The sequence below is a fragment of the Deltaproteobacteria bacterium genome (assembly GCA_019310525.1).
In the GTDB taxonomy this organism is placed as follows: Bacteria; Desulfobacterota; DSM-4660; order Desulfatiglandales; family HGW-15; genus JAFDEE01.
Window position 1 is genome coordinate 12,917 of record JAFDEE010000068.1, and the last position, 15,046, is coordinate 27,962.

Sequence of the window (15,046 nt, forward strand, 5' to 3'; positions counted from 1 at the left end):
AAGGTCCGGGATTTGAAAGACGAATGGCTTCACTACGGGTATGAACTCGGTGTGGGAATCGGCATCAATACAGGCTATGTCACCGTCGGGAACATCGGATCGGACATGCACAAGGATTACACCGTAATCGGGAATCAGGTCAACGTGGCTTCCCGTCTGGAATCCCTTGCAAAACCCGGCCAGATCCTCATCAGCCACAGAACCTACAGCCGGATCAAAGGAGATTTTCCAGCCGAAAAGGTGGGAGAGATCAGGGTCAAGGGGATTCACCAACCCATCCTTACTTATAACATCAAAGCATGAATCCCTGGACCCAATGAAATAGGACAAGAGGAACTGATATCAACCTAAATTGAGCGATTTCCGAGTTTTCAGGAGATGCAAGGATGACCAGCCCGGAAATGAGCTGTTTATGGATGGAAACCGGTTTATCGACTTACCCCGTTGACCCTGCGCTACCACGAATGGGAGATGGCCCCTGCCGAGCACGCTTCGACACAGGGCAAAGGCGGCCTGTCTTCAAGCGGTTTGCAGGGATTACATTCGTATTTCACCTTTTTCCTCTTGGAATCCACCACCACGGCCACCGGTTCTTCCCTCAAGGGATCATTGGGATCTTCGTCGAGCACTTCGAAGAGTCGGGCCGGGCATGTCTTTACGCAGTCGCCGCAACCGTTGCACTTGTCCGTGTCGATGGTAATAAAGTAATTCCCTGAGCCGTCGCTGTATCCATAATTGGCCAGCATAGAGTCACCTCACTATGGATTAAAAACCACTTTCGGGCATGGGCCCTATTTTTTCCTGCCTTTTCCCTTCTGGCAGAGGGCATACCCGAACAACGCCGCCCCGACGGCACCGGCGATCTGGGTATCCCACCTCGTCTTGGCGGGTTCGAGACCGAGTTTCCGCATCAATCTATCGATCACGCCTCGGTTCTTGGCCATTCCGCCGGTGATGCAAAATTCGGGGTTCACACCGATCCTTTCAAGCAAAGAATAGATCCTCTCCGCCATGGCCTTGCAGTAGGCTGCCAGCACCTGTTCGGTCGACCATCCCTTCCTGAGAAGTCCCGTGGCCTCGGATTTCGCATACACCACACAGGTACTGGAAACGGCTTCGGGTTCCTCTCCCTCATACTTGAAAGATCGCTCCCCCACCTCGGTGACGGGCACACCAAGGAGGTCTGCAAAAACTTCCATTCCGCGGCCGGTTCCGGCGGCGCACTTATCGTTCATCAGGAAGTTGGTCACTCTCCCTTTATCGTCGCACTGGATGGCCTTGATGTCCTGCCCTCCCACGTCGAGAACGGTCCTCACCTGGGGGCCGTAAATAAAGTTGGCGCCCCGGGCGTGGCAGGCGATCTCGGTGATGGAACGATCCGCGAAAGGAACATTCACACGGCCGTACCCGGTCCCGACACAGTAATCCATCCGATCCTCAGGCATCCCGGCCCCTTCAAGGGCATAGTTCAATGCATTTCGGGCGCTGTTGGGGCTGTCAGACCCTGTCCTCATGTTGGCATAGGCGAAAATCTCGCCATCACACATGATGACGGCCTGGGAGCTTACGGATCCCACGTCGATGCCCACGGTCACGAACTTGGCATCCTCCCACTCGATATCAGGATTCCTCCAGTTGGATTCAGTCCACCTCCAGAATTCCCGGTTCTTCTCTTCCGCCATTTTCATGTCCTCCGACGATCCCAATTCTTATTATCTCATCGGCCTTTTTCCATGGCCACAACAGCAGCTCCCACAGCCATACCGTACTCGGGTTCTTCCGGGATATAAATCTTCTCGATTTCCAGTTCCCGGAGCATTGCGTCCTTAAACCCGGGATTTCTTCCCATCCCGCCCATCAGGACAACGTCCTCGTTGACACCGATCCTCCGGATCATTGAAACGATTCGGGCTGCAATTGCATCGTGAATGGCCCGGCTGATATCGGGCTTGGGGGTCTTTGCATGGATCAATCCGACCACCTCGGATTCCGCGAAAATGGCACACTGGGCATTCATGGGAATAGTCGCGTTGGACTGGAGGCACAGGGCACCCATCTCTTCGATGGTCACTTCCAGGGCCCGCGCCATGGCCTCCACAAAGGCGCCGGCCCCAGCGGCACACTTTTCGTTGATGGTAAAGTCCTCGATGTTTCCGTTCTCCCTCACCTTGACGGCGCGCCCCTCTTCAGCGCCTACGTCGGCCACCGTCCGGGCGTTGGGGAAAAAATACCTCCCACCTTTGGCCATGGCCTTGATATCGTTTACGATCAGTGCGTTTTCAACCACACTCTTCCCGGATCCTGTTCCGGCCCACTTTTCGATCTGATCCCTGGTGATCCCGGCATCCTTACAGGCCGCCTCAATGGATGCGTTTATGGCCTCAGCCTGGTCAAAACCGGTCGACACCATCCCCCTTCCGATGATCCTGGCGTCCTGCATGATGACGGTCTTTGTATTTTTCGCTCCACAATCAATTCCAGCAGAAATCATGGTTCAACCCTCCTATTCGATCTCGGCCCGTAAGTTTCCCGCTAGGTCCATTTGAGGTCCGCCGGCCGGTCCAAACCGAGGCTTTCCATTGAAGACATCGATCTTGCCAGGGGGCTTCGGTAACAGCGGTGTTGAGCCTACTGACAGCTCCCTCATCTTCCTTCCGTATCCTTATGACCTGGAATCAATCGATCCTGATGATCTTGACATGGTGGTCCACCCAGTCCGGGGGAAGATAGACTCTCCCGCTGTTTCCGCTCAGCTTCACCTTCTTCTCGATCATCTCTTCGCCGTACACCTCGAATTTCACTTTCCCCTCGGCAACCGCAGCGACGGAGTATTTTTCGTTTCCCTTAGTGTTTTTTCCCTTTGCCACTTGAAATTGCCTCTTTTTAAGCGATATGGTGAATTCACTGGTGTGTCAGGACCGTTTCACGGCACCTCCACCCCGAGTGTGCCAATCTCGCCCGCCCTTCAGGACACGTTTTTCAAAGGTCTTATGAGATCCTTTTCTAACACAAGTCGGTGCCCATCCATAAACAAGAACCTAAACTGAGCGTTTCAAAACTTGATGATTTGAAAAATATACATATGCTGAGACCTTTGAAAAATGTTCAATTTTGTTCAAGGTCAAGCCTCCGGCCTGTAAGCTTACGGTCCGGGGGGGAAGGTGGAAATTTTAACCACCCCTGGAAAACCAATGAATAAAAACACCAGAGGTCTCCTGAGCATCCATTTCGCAGTCCTCCTTTTCGGGCTTTCAGGACTCTTCGGGAAATGGATTTCCTTATCTCCCCTCCTCATCGTACTGGGCCGCACCTTTTTCGCTTTCCTGGCCCTGGGGTTGGTTCTGGCCTTCCAGGGTAGGCCCTTAAAAGTCCGATCCCTGAAGGATCTTTTCGGTTTCGTGGGGCTTGGAGGGGTTCTCGCCCTCCATTGGGGTTCATTTTTTCAATCCATTCAGTCCTCCACCGTGGCGCTCGGGCTCCTGACCTATTCCACCTTCCCCCTATTCGTAACCTTCATGGAACCCCGTTTGTTCCATGAACGGCTTCGTCCCTTTGATGTGGGGACAGCCGCCGTGGTCTTCTTCGGCCTCATCCTGGTCCTCCCTTCCTTTGATTTCGGAAGCCATATCACCCAAGGGGCCTTGTGGGGGGTTCTGTCGGGTTTCACCTTCGCCGTCCTTTCACTGCTTAACCGGTATTACGTACGGAGTTATTCTTCATCAGTGATCGCCTTTTACCAGAATCTTTTCGCGGCGCTTATGATCTTCCCTTTTTTTCTCCCAAAACCCCTCCACGTTACCGGTAAAGACATCTTTTCCCTCTTCCTGCTCGGTGTTCCATGCACGGCCCTGGCCCATGTCCTCTTCATCAAGGGGCTGGGTCGCGTGAGGGCCCAGATCGCCGGGGTGGCGGCGAGCCTTGAGCCGGTTTATGGAATTCTATTGGCGCTCCTGCTTCTTGGAGAAACTCCATCGGTAAGAACGATCATCGGTGGGAGCATGATCATCGGGGCGGCCGTGACCACGGCCTTGAAGCCCAAAAACTCTTCGTGAGAATGAAAAGGTATTCAATGGAATCGCTTTCAGCGAGGGGGGTAACCGGACTGTCTGCAGAGGCTCGAAGGCATGCTGATCTCTCGGCTCCGGGGTCGATCTCCCCTATGAGGAGCTCGGTCACGTCCATGGCCGGGGTTCTCAATCGGTAATCGTCTTCTTCAGATTGGGGTAAGTCGCAGGTTGATCCCGATGCACTATCCGGCTCTCCCCGTCCCGCGCCGTGACGTTCTCGTAAACCCCGTCATCCCGTTTTACCAGTTTCGTAAACCCCAAATCCCGCAGTTCGGTATCGCTTTTCGGCATATTGATGTTGGGCCTGGAGATAATCTTCCGAACGGCACCGCCGCAGTGGGGGCAGCGGGTAAGGGGGGCGTCTTTAATTGACTGCCTGATTTCGAAAATCCTGCCCGTCTTACAGGATCCATCTATATGTTCGTATTCGTAAATCGGCATCGAATGACCGCGCCTCCCAACGTCCCAACGGCAGAGCGGGCTATCTTCTCTGCATAAAGATCATCCTATCAATCGGAAGAAGTTTCAAGAAAGGCCCTGTACCCCTTGTAGGTCATGTAAAGATCCCCTTTGTGGGAGATCTCGAAGGGAGAATGCATGGATAGCACTGGAGGGCCGCAATCAATGATCTCCATTCCATAGACCGAGAGGAACTTCGAAACGGTGCCCCCGCCGCCGGCATCCACCTTCCCCAGCTCCCCGGTCTGCCAAACGACTCCCTGTTCACTGAACAACTTCCGGAGCCAACCCACATATTCCGCATTCGCGTCGTTGGCCCCCACCTTGCCGCCACGCCCCATGAACTTCGTCAAGCAAACGCCGTATCCCAGCATGGCGGCATTGCGCTTCTCATGAACGTCCTGGTAATCGGGATCCAGGGCCCCGTTTACGTCCCCGGAAAGGGCCTTCGAGGCGGCAAGGACCCGATAAACGGTCCTTGGATCGGGTCTCCGCCCCTCCAGCACAAGCAGGTCCTGGACGATGGACTCGATCAACCGGGTCTTGGCACCCGTAGCCCCATCGCTGCCGGTCTCCTCCTTGTCCACGAAGAGGACCAAGGCCGTCTTCTCGCTCTTCTCCTCTCCATCCAGGAGGGCCCTCAGACTGGCAAAAGCACAAATCCGATCATCCTGGCCGTAGCCCCCTACGAGGGATCTGTCCCAGCCCACGTCCCTGGCCTTCTCGGCGGGCACCACCTCAAGTTCGGCACTGACGAAGTCCTCTTCGACAATGCCGTATCGCCTGTGGAGGTGATCCAGGACCGCCAGTTTGAATCTTTCCTTGGTCTCATGGTCGCCCAAGGGGATACCCCCTACGAGCAGATTAAGTTTCTCCGCCGGAATGGCTTCTTCGAGTTTTTTTTCGTACTGGGTTTTCCGGGCCAGGTGGGGGAGAAGATCCAGAATGGCGAAAACAGGATCTTCCGGATCTTCCCCGACAGCCAAATCCAGACGGCTTCCGTCACCTTTCACTATTCGGCCATGGAGCGCCAGGGGTCTCGCCACCCAGTGGTACTTCTTAACTCCTCCGTAATAATGAGTCTTCATGAAACCGAGGTCGGCCTCCTCGTAAATGGGCCTCTGCTTGAGATCCAGGCGCGGGGAATCGATATGGGAGACGATCAGGCGCATCCCTTCCTCCAGAGGGCTCTTTCCCGGACGCACCAGGGCGATGCACTTCTCGTGGAGGACCCTCATCATTTTCTGCGGCGGGCCCGTTCGGGGATCTTTTACGTAACCCTCCCTTGAGGCCGCTTCCATGATACACGAGACGGCTTCCCTCTCAGTCTTGGCCCGGTCGAGAAAGTCCTTGTATGCCTCTCCCAATGAAAAGACTCTTTCCCTGTCCCGGGTTTTCAATACGTCCCACACGGGCCGCGGCCGGTATTCCAGGTCTTCCTTGAGCTTTTCAATCTTTATCTTCGCCGTTTCTCTCTTTTTCTTTTTATCCACCTGATTATCCTCTCGGGTTGCGGCTACCGCCAGGTCCTGTCAGACGGATAACCCCACGCGCAGGGCCCCTCTATTCCTTCCGATTGATTTTGTCCCTTAGTATCGACGAGGGCCGGAAGGTCACCACTCGCCTCTCAGCAAGGATCAGGTCTTCACCAGTGGCTGGATTCCGCCCCCTTCTGCGTCTTTTGTGTTTTACGCAAAATTTTCCGAACCTTGAAATCAATACGTCCTCCCCGTTTTCGAGAGTCCTTTTCACGATTTCCAGGAGGGTTTCCGAAATCTCCTGGGCCCGCTTATAGGTGAAGCCCAGCTTTGCCACGTCCTCGAAGATCCTGCTTTTCGTAAGTGTCATTCTCTCTCCCGTTCTCCTCCAAGATTTCTTTAATTGCGTTCCGTCCTGGTTCTTCCTTGTCTCCCCAAGGGAGCACACCTGAGTTGTGAAAGTTTAACTTGTGCCCATCCATAGATAGGTAATCCGCCTATCTATGGATGGGCACTAACTTAGTATTTTTAAAGAGTTAAATCAATAAAACAATTCCACCGGCAAATTCAAGGAATTTTCAGAAAACAGACAAAAAACCTCCTGGACCCCGGCCCTTCAAGCATCCGGAAAAACAAGCTCATCGGGCCACTCCCTACCGTGCCCGTCCTGGGGACCCTTTCTGCAGGCATCCACCACCAGCCGCCCCCCGCGGATAAACATATCCCGCTCCGGGTCCACGTTGTGAAAGAGTTTCCAGAGGAGCAAAGAATCCTTTTCAAACGATACATCCGGATCAAAGAGAAGGATGATGTTGAATCCCTTCAGGACCGGCAGATCGAAAAGTTTCCCGGCGAAATACCGCCCCCCCCTTTTGGGGTCTTTTTCCACCCCAAGGGCAAGGACCCGGTTCCGGGGGTGGCTTCCCCCTCCATCCCCGTTACAGGGGGCTATAGGAGAACACCCCGTCACTCCTTTAATGGCCTCCCGGATCCCTTCAAGCAACCGTCTCCCATGGATCGAACCTTTTTCAATGCTCTCTCCGGGGGTGTGTCTTGGTGGTTCCCCGGGCAATCTCCGGGTCAGGTCGATCCCTATTTTCGATCCAAAGATCGGGGTGGGGGAGGCATGGTCCAGGACATCCAGGATGCCCCTGGAAAATGTGATGTCCGTGGTGATATCAAAATCATGCAAAATCTTGGCCAAAATCTGCTCCGGATTCCGAAGATCCACGTCCTCGTCCACCACCAGGATGGATTTGCAGAAGCTTAACTGCCCCTGGCCCCACAACCCATACATGAGCTTCTGGGCATGTCCCGGATACTCCTTTTCCATGGATACCACCACCCCGTTGTGAAAGGCCCCCTCCCAGGGGAACCAGTAATCCACCATCTCGGGGAACAAGGCCTGCAGGAAGGGCAGAAAAAGCCGCTCGGTGGCCTTTCCCAGGTAACAGTCTTCCATAGGCGGAGGCCCCACCAGCGTAGAGCAATAAACGGGATCTTTTCGATGGGTGAGGGCCGTGACGTGGAAGACCGGGTACTCGTCCGGCAAGGAGTAGTATCCCGTGTGGTCCCCGAAGGGTCCCTCCAGACGCCGCTCCTCCGGGTCCACATACCCTTCCAGGACGAACTCGGCCTCGGCCGGGACCTCCATGTCCACCGTGAGGCACTTGGCCATGGTAACGGGCCGCTGCCGGATGAAACCGGCCAGGAGCATCTCGTCCCCGTTTCTGGGCATAGGGGCGGTGGCCGCGTAGATGGTTGCCGGATCGGCCCCGATTGCCACGGCGACCGGCATGCGCTTCCGGGCCCTCCTGTACTCACGGAAGAAATGGGCCCCGTCCTTGTGGACGTGCCAGTGCATCCCAGTGGTCCGCCGGTCAAAAATCTGGAGACGATACATCCCCGTATTCCGCCGGCCGCTCTTCAGGCTCCGGGTAAAGACCATAGGTAGAGTGATAAATGGACCTGCATCCTTCGGCCAGTGGTGAAGGATGGGCAAGCGGGTGAGATCCACCTCCTCACCCCGGTAAACAACTTCCTGGCAGGGCGGGGTTCCTGTCAGGTGACGCCTCGGAAAACAGCGGGTAACCGGGAGCACCCGGGGGAGAAGAGCGAGTGTATCCCGCAATCCCCTGGGAGGACGCAACTCGATCAGGCGCCTCATTCTCTCCGTAAGATCTTCCAGGCGGCTGACCCCCAGGGCAAGGCAGATGCGTCTTTCGCTCCCGAACAGGTTGGTCACAACGGGATAGGGAGACCCTTCGACCCGGGCAAAAAAGAGGGCCTTTCCCCCGCCCGGACTCTTGGACTCCCGGTCCGTCATCCGGCTGATCTCAAGGTAGGGAGAAACCGGCCTTTCCACCCTTTTCAGTTCTCCCGTCTCCCGGAGGGTGCGGAGGAATCCCGAAAGATTTCTATATCCACGTTTCAATTTTTCTCGCTCCAACCATGGATCCCCGGTTCCTTTTCTCACTGAGACAAACGTTGATTCCCTTACAACCGAACCTGGTTTTGAGATTCCCTCCTCAGTGGATCCCCCTTGCGATCTCGTTTGCCAGGACCCCGAAAAACAGGGTCAGGGAAATGGCACTGTTTACATGGAAAAAGGCCAGATCGATACGGGATAGGTCATGGGGCCGGACCAGGCTGTGCTCCGCCACCATGAGGGCTCCGATCAAGAAGAGGGCAGCCATGTAAGGCAGTCCCATATCAAAGACGATGAAGACCAGGAAAAAGAAGAGGAAGGAGCAGACATGAAGCAACGTGCTGACCTGAAGAGCGGTTCCCACCCCGAACCGGGCCGGCAGGGAGAAGAGTCCCGCCTGCCTGTCAAAGGCCGTATCCTGGCAGGCATAGAGAATGTCAAAACCAGCGATGTAAGTCAAGAGGGCCATGGAGAGGGTCAGCACCGGCCAATCGATCCCTCCCGTAACAGCGATCCAGGCGCCCAGGGGGGCAAGGGAAATGCCGAACCCCAGAAACAGGTGGGAAAACGTGGTGAACCGCTTGGTGTATGAATAGAAAAAAAGGACTCCCAGGACCGGGAAGGAGAGGAAAAAGCACAAAGGGCTGATCATGGCGGCAGCGAGGACGAAAAGGGCGGAGAAAAGCACCACAAAAAGGGCCGCTGCCCTTACAGAGATCGTTCCCCTCGGGATCGCTCTGTTGCTGGTCCGCGGGTTTCGGGCATCGTAGCGGGCGTCCACGATCCGGTTGAAGCCCATGGCCGCGGAGCGCGCCCCCACCATGGCCACCAGGATCCAGAACAGGAGAGAGAAGGAAAGGGGATGATCTCGGCGGGCCAGGAGTACGGCGGCAAGGGCGAAGGGAAGAGCGAACACCGTGTGGCTGAACTTAATCATCCGAGCGAAGATCCCGACCCGGCCGAGAAGGTCCGGAACCGAAGCGTTTCTCTCTCCCTCCCTTCCGGCCTCCAGCATTTTCCAGACACACAGGGTGCGTTCGAGGTAATTGAAGAGCTCGTAGAAAAGGACCCCTAGAAGGCTCATGCCGATGATTCCGGCGAACATCCTATCATAGGCCGCACGGCCCCAGGAATCCATAATGAGAAAGCCGAGCCCCCTGGAGGTGGCAAAGGACTCCACGAAGAAGAGAACCGCGATGCCCGCCCCTGTGCCGATCCTGAGGGCCGTGAAACCGTGGGGAAGGGCTGCGGGAATCAGGATGTGCCTCAGGGCCTGCCATCCCCCTCCGCCCATGGAGCGAAAGGAATCCAGGTGTTTCTTGTCCATCCCCAGGATCCCGTCCCGGGTGGCCACCAGAATCTGGTACCCGGTGATCAGTGCTATCATGAGGATCTTGGGGGCGTTTCCCAGCCCCAGGAGAAGAAAAAAGACGGGTAGGAGCACAATTTTCGGGATGGGATAGGTCAGGAAAACGAGGGGCGCGAGCAGATCATCCGCCTTCCTGGAGTATCCCAAGAAGATCCCGGAAGGGAAGGCCGCTGCCCACCCAAGGGCCATTCCCGCGCCGACCCGCAAGGCGCTGATACCAAAATGCCCCCAGAAGACCGAGGTCTTCAACTCCCGGCCGAAGGCACGGAAGGCCACCTCGGGGGGAGGCAACACCGCGGAACCAAGAAACGCCGCACACCCCTTCCAAAGGGCGATGAGCAGAAGACCGGAAATCATGTAGCGTCCCATCCGTCTCATCCCAGCGCCCTCCGGACCTCCCGGATCCTTTCAAAGTATTCGGGTTCCATCCGGAAGTTCGGGTTCCCGAAACCTCGATTTTCGATGATCACCTTGACCCGGGCCGGACGATCCGTCAATACCATGATATGCCGCCCCAGAAAGACGGCTTCCTCCACGCTATGGGTCACCAGGACATAGGTCAGGCGCCTTGTCCTCCACATGGTCAGGATGGTGTCCTGGAGACGTTCCCTCGTAAGGGCGTCCAGGGAAGAAAAGGGTTCGTCCATCAGGAGGATCGACGGGTCCGAGGCCAAGGCACGGGCGATAGCCACCCTCTGTTTTTGGCCTCCGCTCAACTGGACAGGGTAGCGATCCGCCAGAGGCAGCAGTCCCAGGTCATCGAGAAGACCGGCGGTGACATCTCTGCACTTATCGCGTTTCCACCCCTTCAGCTTGGGTGCCAGAAAGACGTTTTCCCAAACCGTCTTCCATGGAAAAAGGCCGTAGTCTTGGAGGATGAAGGCGGTGTTTGGAGGGGCGGCTTCCTTCCCTGATCCTTTCTCCACCCTGCCCGAGGTGGGATGGAGAAGTCCGGCAAGGATATAGAGCAGGGTCGTTTTTCCGCACCCCGAGGGCCCGATGACGGCCAGCGTCCTCCCGGGAGAGAGGGTGAATGAAATGCCGTCAAGGACCTCCGTGTCGACCCCAAAACTCATCGAGAGACCTTGGACGGATATCATGGGAGACAGGGAGACACCTCCTCTTACCGTGCCCGGCCTGAATATACCACCTCTTCATAGGCCATGGGCGTATCCATAAGGCCGTTTCGAATGAGCCAATCCTGGGCGTCTTCGATGTCCTTGGGATCCGGAAGGGTTACGGGAGGGAATCCCGGGATCGAATACCGGTCTTTGAGGGACTTCGGGAACCGGGTCCGATTAAGGAGCGTTGCCATGTACCCGCCCGGGTTCGCGTTGATAGCATCCACAGCCTTCCCGTAAGCCTCGAGGAAACGCGGGACAATGGATGGGTCCTTCCCGGCCAGACCCCGTTTGAGGGCCAGGATCGTCAGGGTGGTCTCAAGAATTCGATCGTCCAGAAGCACCCGTCCCCCCTTTGTCTCGGCCAGGGTCACCAGGGGTTCCGGGAGGAGCGCCGCCGGGATCTGGTTTGCAAGGAGCATCTGGAGGCGGATGGGGATTTTTTTGATCTCCTGCTTTTCCACGTAGCCCGGCCCTTTGCCATAGGCCTGAAGGAGCCTGTCCAGGAGATACTCGATGATGGTAGCCCGGGAAATGGCCACCGGTTTCCCTTTAAGTCCGTCGAGATCTTGGATTCCCGACTCAGGAGCCGTAACCAGGGCGAACATTCGATGTACTGGATTGGCCTTGAAGGCCGTGGTCACGATCTCAAGGGTAAGGCGGGAACGGGCCAGGAGAAGTGTATTGAGGATGTCACCGAAATACCCGTCCAGCTTTCCCGCCTGGAGCGCTGCATCTCGTTCAAGCGCGCTCTGAAACGGGACGATCTCAAGATCCAGCCCCTTGGATTTGAAGAATCCCTCTTCCCGCCCGACCCACAAGGGGAGGGTATCCACCACGGGCAGGACCCCGAACCGGAGGACCTGACCCGCACAGGTATCCGTCACCATCAACAGGGGCGATACAACCAGAAAAATAAAGACTGTGACCCATTTCCCGAATGATCTCAACATAAATGTCTAACTCCCTTGGGCATAATTTGGAATTATTCCTCCAGCCTCTTCAACGCCGGATCGCCACCCACCTTACGAGAGGAACCCCGGGGGGTCAAGCCCAAAAGGCGGTTACCCCGGCTCCCGGGAGCACAGGCTTCTTGATAGCGGCTCCCTTTTCGATCAAGCATTCATCAATCACTACCTGATCCCTTCCTCGGTGGATTCTCCTGGTACACGGGGAGATAGATACAAACCGTGGTCCCTTCGCCCACTCCGGTATCCACTGATAGATACCCTCCGTGGTTTTTTACGATCCCGTACACGGCGGCCAAACCCAACCCACGCCCCTGGAACTTGGTCGAAAAAAAGGGATCGAAGATTCTCTCCCTGGTCTCATCGTCCATTCCTTTGCCGTCGTCCTCCACCCTCAAGCAGGCATAAGGGCCCGGCTTGAGCCCCGGATGTCTCTGGGAAAAGGTCTCATCCACCTCCCTGTCAAAAGCGGATATTCGTACCCGGCCTTCGCCTTCGATGGCCTCCAGGGCATTGTCCACCAGGGCCTCGAGGGCCATTTTCAGTTGTGTACCATCACCTCTTATCGGGGACACATCCTGCACAAGCCTCAACTCCAGCTTTATATTTGACGGAAACTGCTCCCGAAACCGGGGAAGACAAGATTGAACCAGCTCGTACAAAGAGATGGAACCTGACAGGTACTTTCCGCCCCTTGCATAGGCCAGGAGTTTCATGGTCAACTCACCCATTTTGGAGGCGCAAGCCCTGATGGGCCCCAGGCTCTTTTTTCCTCCAAACCCGGGAAGACTCATCTCCAGGAGGTCCAGATGGGAAAAAATGACGGACAGGGCATTATTGAACTGGTGAGCGATGCCCCCTGCCAGGGTTGCTACCGCCTCCATCCTGCGGGCCTGTTGGAGTTCAATTTCCATGCTCCTGGTCTTAGTGATGTCTCGCGCCATGTGGACAGCCGAGACGATGTTTCCCTTATCGTCGAACACCGGATCCACCGTCACCAGGAGCCACCGTCCGTCCGGTAACAGTACTTCGGTACTCGATCTTTTCCCTTCCCTGATCATCCTGGGGACTGGGCAATCGGGAATCGGTTCCTCTGTGTGATGGACAAGGGAGTAACATTTCCGCCCCACGATCTTTTCTTCGGGCAATCCCAGAAGTCTCCCGCCGGCTTGGTTCGATCTCATGATATTAAAATCTAGATCTACGAGGCAAATCCAGTCCGAGATGGCATTGAATGTCTTCTCCCACTCAACCCGGCTCCGTTCCAGGGCCTCCTCCATGAGCTTGCGTTCGGTAATGGGCAAAATGGCCTCCAGGACCGCCGTCACCTTTCCTTCCGCGTCCCTGAGGGGGGTGGCAACGATCTGAATCCAGATCCTGTTTCCTTTGGCGTCCCTGCCCTCCTGCTCCTGGGTGACGGAATCCTTTCCCGTGGCGAAAATTTCCTGTGCGCCGCAGCCCGGGCACATCCCGGGCTGCTGGAAGTAGGCCCTATAGCAGGGCTTTCCCTCCACTTCCCCGAAAAGGTCCTTGAGGATCTTGTTTGCCCAAAGCGTCCGGTAGTCCCTGGAGATGACCGCTAGGCCGATGCCGGCATTCCGGGTGACCGCATCCAGCTTATCCCTCTCAAGCCGGGCCTCTCTCTCGGCCCTTTCCCGCTCCTCGATCTCCCACTTCAGTTCCTCGTTTCTTTCTTCAAGTTCGACCGTCTGATCCGCCACCCTTTCGGCGAATCGCTCCCGAATCTCCACCAGTTCCCTGATTGAGAAGTGAATTCGCCTGGCCGTAAGATAGGTAAGGACCCCGAAAAGCAGGAGCATGGCACCCATGGCCAGGTGTAGGCCGTCACGAAGGAGGCTGAAACGCACGATGGTCGGGACAAGGGCCGGGATGCTGAAAGCGAGATAGGCAGGCATGACGGGAGAGAGGGTTCCGACCCCTCCTGCCACCATCCCCACCAGCACGAAGGCTATAAGTACTTGATGGGCAGAAGAATTTTCGGGAAAGAGAAGTAACCCGGCCGAACCCCACAAGGCCCCGGAAAGAGCGATCCCTGCCAGAAACCACCTCCGTGCGCGGAGGACCTGACGCCCTCCCTCAAGAATCCCCTGGAAACGCCTGACCAAGGGGTACCGTAGCAATGCAAAGAGCACCGATACAATCAGCCACGGGATCAACAGATTGTGGGAAATCTTTTTCCAAAGGATGAAGGCAAGAATGGGGGCGTTTACGAGGGTGCCGGCGATACCCACGGGCGCAAGGCGATAAAGCTCCTCCACCAGGCATGCCCCCACATTGGTATCCACACCATCGGGATATTGCCCAATTTGTTTCGCTTGCATATAATCCCTTGTCGTTGTGGTTTAGGCCCGCTGATCCCTTCCAAATCCAGGGAATCCCGCCTCTCCGTAATCGTCAACTCCAGATCCATCCTGGCTGACAAACAAAACCACCAGGGGAATAATGCAATCTCCTCTCCACTCAAAAACAAAAATTTCTATCCTTTATCAAGAAGTTACTAAAAAAATCAAGTCGTAAATCAAAAATAGGCGAAAAATTGTACACAAAAATGCACACGCATGGAAAAATATGTCACCCTTAGAATAACAGCGATCCAGCTTTGTTCACCCCCCTGAATTGGATACTTTTTACCCAGCTCTTAACCATTCTACCTGGAAACCTGGATACTTTTTACCCGATTTCATGGGCCAGTCTTTTCTTTTCTCCAAAAACAGACAAACAATTATCCTGAAATATTAATAGGTTACAGCAATATGCCACATTGTGGTACATTCATTGCAATAAACTACGGTAAGACCTGAACATAACGGGGAATTGGGTTGGATCCAGACCCGCCTGTGCACAAAGGCGCCCCGCCTATCTCCGCTGCAGCCTGGCTGCGGGGTATCCAGACGAAGGCGTATAAAGAAGCGGGTAAGATGTAAAATCCGCTGATTACAACCTAAATTGAGCGATTTCCGAGTTTTCTGGAGATGCAAGGCGCGCGAGGATTCAGGAATGAGGCGTACATATCAGTACGCCGCAATGACGGAATCCGAAGCGCAACGCAGCAGATCCGGTAAAATCGGAAATCCCGAAGGGTTTCAAAATTTGATGATTTGAAAAAGAGATACATATGCCATGCCCTTGACCTTA

At 55.6% G+C, this 15,046-nt stretch carries 14 protein-coding genes and 1 pseudogene; 2 read left to right on the forward strand and 13 right to left on the reverse strand.

The genetic code is table 11. The features are described 5' to 3' along the window. Positions 1-303 (forward strand): adenylate/guanylate cyclase domain-containing protein (locus JRF57_12365; protein ID MBW2304491.1); only part of this gene is annotated, 303 nt, incomplete at its 5' end. Between the two features lie 152 nt (positions 304-455). On the opposite strand, the gene JRF57_12370 is transcribed toward JRF57_12365, so the two are convergent. The 4 genes from JRF57_12370 to JRF57_12385 form a co-directional block, all read right to left on the reverse strand. Then, positions 456-746, reverse strand: a complete 291-nt coding sequence (locus JRF57_12370; protein ID MBW2304492.1) for a 4Fe-4S dicluster domain-containing protein — start codon at positions 744-746, stop codon at positions 456-458. A 45-nt stretch (positions 747-791) separates the two neighbouring features. Continuing rightward, positions 792-1,682, reverse strand: coding sequence for a benzoyl-CoA reductase, bzd-type, subunit Q (gene bzdQ, locus JRF57_12375; protein ID MBW2304493.1), 891 nt, complete (start codon positions 1,680-1,682; stop codon positions 792-794). Positions 1,683-1,717: 35 nt separating this feature from the next. Further along, positions 1,718-2,491, reverse strand: a complete 774-nt coding sequence (locus JRF57_12380) for a CoA activase (GenBank protein ID MBW2304494.1) — start codon at positions 2,489-2,491, stop codon at positions 1,718-1,720. A 184-nt stretch (positions 2,492-2,675) separates the two neighbouring features. Next, complete coding sequence (locus JRF57_12385; protein MBW2304495.1) at positions 2,676-2,774, reverse strand: DUF2080 family transposase-associated protein; 99 nt, start codon at positions 2,772-2,774, stop codon at positions 2,676-2,678. A 417-nt stretch (positions 2,775-3,191) separates the two neighbouring features. Between JRF57_12385 and JRF57_12390 the strand changes: the two genes are divergently transcribed. Then, the gene (locus JRF57_12390) at positions 3,192-4,052 is read left to right on the forward strand and encodes a DMT family transporter (GenBank protein MBW2304496.1); all 861 of its coding nucleotides are present in this window, start codon (positions 3,192-3,194) and stop codon (positions 4,050-4,052) included. Positions 4,053-4,193: 141 nt separating this feature from the next. Here JRF57_12390 and JRF57_12395 read toward each other — a convergent pair whose 3' ends face one another. The 9 genes and pseudogenes from JRF57_12395 to JRF57_12435 all read right to left on the reverse strand — a co-directional run bounded on the left by JRF57_12395 (position 4,194) and on the right by JRF57_12435 (position 14,232). Further along, entirely contained in the window at positions 4,194-4,508 is a 315-nt protein-coding gene (locus JRF57_12395; GenBank protein MBW2304497.1) for a zinc ribbon domain-containing protein, read from the reverse strand. A 68-nt stretch (positions 4,509-4,576) separates the two neighbouring features. Then, entirely contained in the window at positions 4,577-5,986 is a 1,410-nt protein-coding gene (locus JRF57_12400; protein ID MBW2304498.1) for an aminopeptidase, read from the reverse strand. 103 nt (positions 5,987-6,089) lie between these two features. After that, positions 6,090-6,374, reverse strand: a complete 285-nt coding sequence (locus JRF57_12405) for an integration host factor subunit alpha (GenBank protein MBW2304499.1) — start codon at positions 6,372-6,374, stop codon at positions 6,090-6,092. 246 nt (positions 6,375-6,620) lie between these two features. Then, entirely contained in the window at positions 6,621-8,438 is a 1,818-nt protein-coding gene (locus JRF57_12410; protein ID MBW2304500.1) for a menaquinone biosynthesis decarboxylase, read from the reverse strand. A 94-nt stretch (positions 8,439-8,532) separates the two neighbouring features. Next, positions 8,533-9,447, reverse strand: a complete 915-nt coding sequence (locus tag JRF57_12415; GenBank protein ID MBW2304501.1) for a UbiA family prenyltransferase — start codon at positions 9,445-9,447, stop codon at positions 8,533-8,535. Between the two features lie 3 nt (positions 9,448-9,450). Next, positions 9,451-10,179: pseudogene (locus tag JRF57_12420) on the reverse strand (ABC transporter permease). Beyond that, positions 10,176-10,901 (reverse strand): ABC transporter ATP-binding protein, encoded by a 726-nt coding sequence (locus JRF57_12425; GenBank protein MBW2304502.1) that lies wholly within the window; start codon positions 10,899-10,901, stop codon positions 10,176-10,178. Before JRF57_12425 ends, JRF57_12420 begins: the two are co-directional and overlap by 4 nt. A 23-nt stretch (positions 10,902-10,924) precedes the next feature. After that, complete coding sequence (locus tag JRF57_12430; protein MBW2304503.1) at positions 10,925-11,875, reverse strand: ABC transporter substrate-binding protein; 951 nt, start codon at positions 11,873-11,875, stop codon at positions 10,925-10,927. 173 nt (positions 11,876-12,048) lie between these two features. Further along, positions 12,049-14,232, reverse strand: coding sequence for a PAS domain-containing protein (locus JRF57_12435; GenBank protein MBW2304504.1), 2,184 nt, complete (start codon positions 14,230-14,232; stop codon positions 12,049-12,051). Positions 14,233-15,046: the final 814 nt, after the last annotated feature.

What these genes read in the sequence shown, in the direction of transcription:
- JRF57_12370 (MBW2304492.1), bottom strand. Translation starts at nt 746, where the DNA reads ATGCTGGCCAATTATGGATACAGCGACGGCTCAGGGAATTACTTTATT.
- bzdQ (MBW2304493.1), bottom strand. Translation starts at nt 1,682, where the DNA reads ATGGCGGAAGAGAAGAACCGGGAATTCTGGAGGTGGACTGAATCCAAC.
- JRF57_12380 (MBW2304494.1), bottom strand. Translation starts at nt 2,491, where the DNA reads ATGATTTCTGCTGGAATTGATTGTGGAGCGAAAAATACAAAGACCGTC.
- JRF57_12385 (MBW2304495.1), bottom strand. Translation starts at nt 2,774, where the DNA reads ATGATCGAGAAGAAGGTGAAGCTGAGCGGAAACAGCGGGAGAGTCTAT.
- JRF57_12390 (MBW2304496.1), top strand. Translation starts at nt 3,192, where the DNA reads ATGAATAAAAACACCAGAGGTCTCCTGAGCATCCATTTCGCAGTCCTC.
- JRF57_12395 (MBW2304497.1), bottom strand. Translation starts at nt 4,508, where the DNA reads ATGCCGATTTACGAATACGAACATATAGATGGATCCTGTAAGACGGGC.
- JRF57_12405 (MBW2304499.1), bottom strand. Translation starts at nt 6,374, where the DNA reads ATGACACTTACGAAAAGCAGGATCTTCGAGGACGTGGCAAAGCTGGGC.
- JRF57_12415 (MBW2304501.1), bottom strand. Translation starts at nt 9,447, where the DNA reads ATGCTGGAGGCCGGAAGGGAGGGAGAGAGAAACGCTTCGGTTCCGGAC.
- JRF57_12425 (MBW2304502.1), bottom strand. Translation starts at nt 10,901, where the DNA reads ATGATATCCGTCCAAGGTCTCTCGATGAGTTTTGGGGTCGACACGGAG.
- JRF57_12430 (MBW2304503.1), bottom strand. Translation starts at nt 11,875, where the DNA reads ATGTTGAGATCATTCGGGAAATGGGTCACAGTCTTTATTTTTCTGGTT.
- JRF57_12435 (MBW2304504.1), bottom strand. Translation starts at nt 14,232, where the DNA reads ATGCAAGCGAAACAAATTGGGCAATATCCCGATGGTGTGGATACCAAT.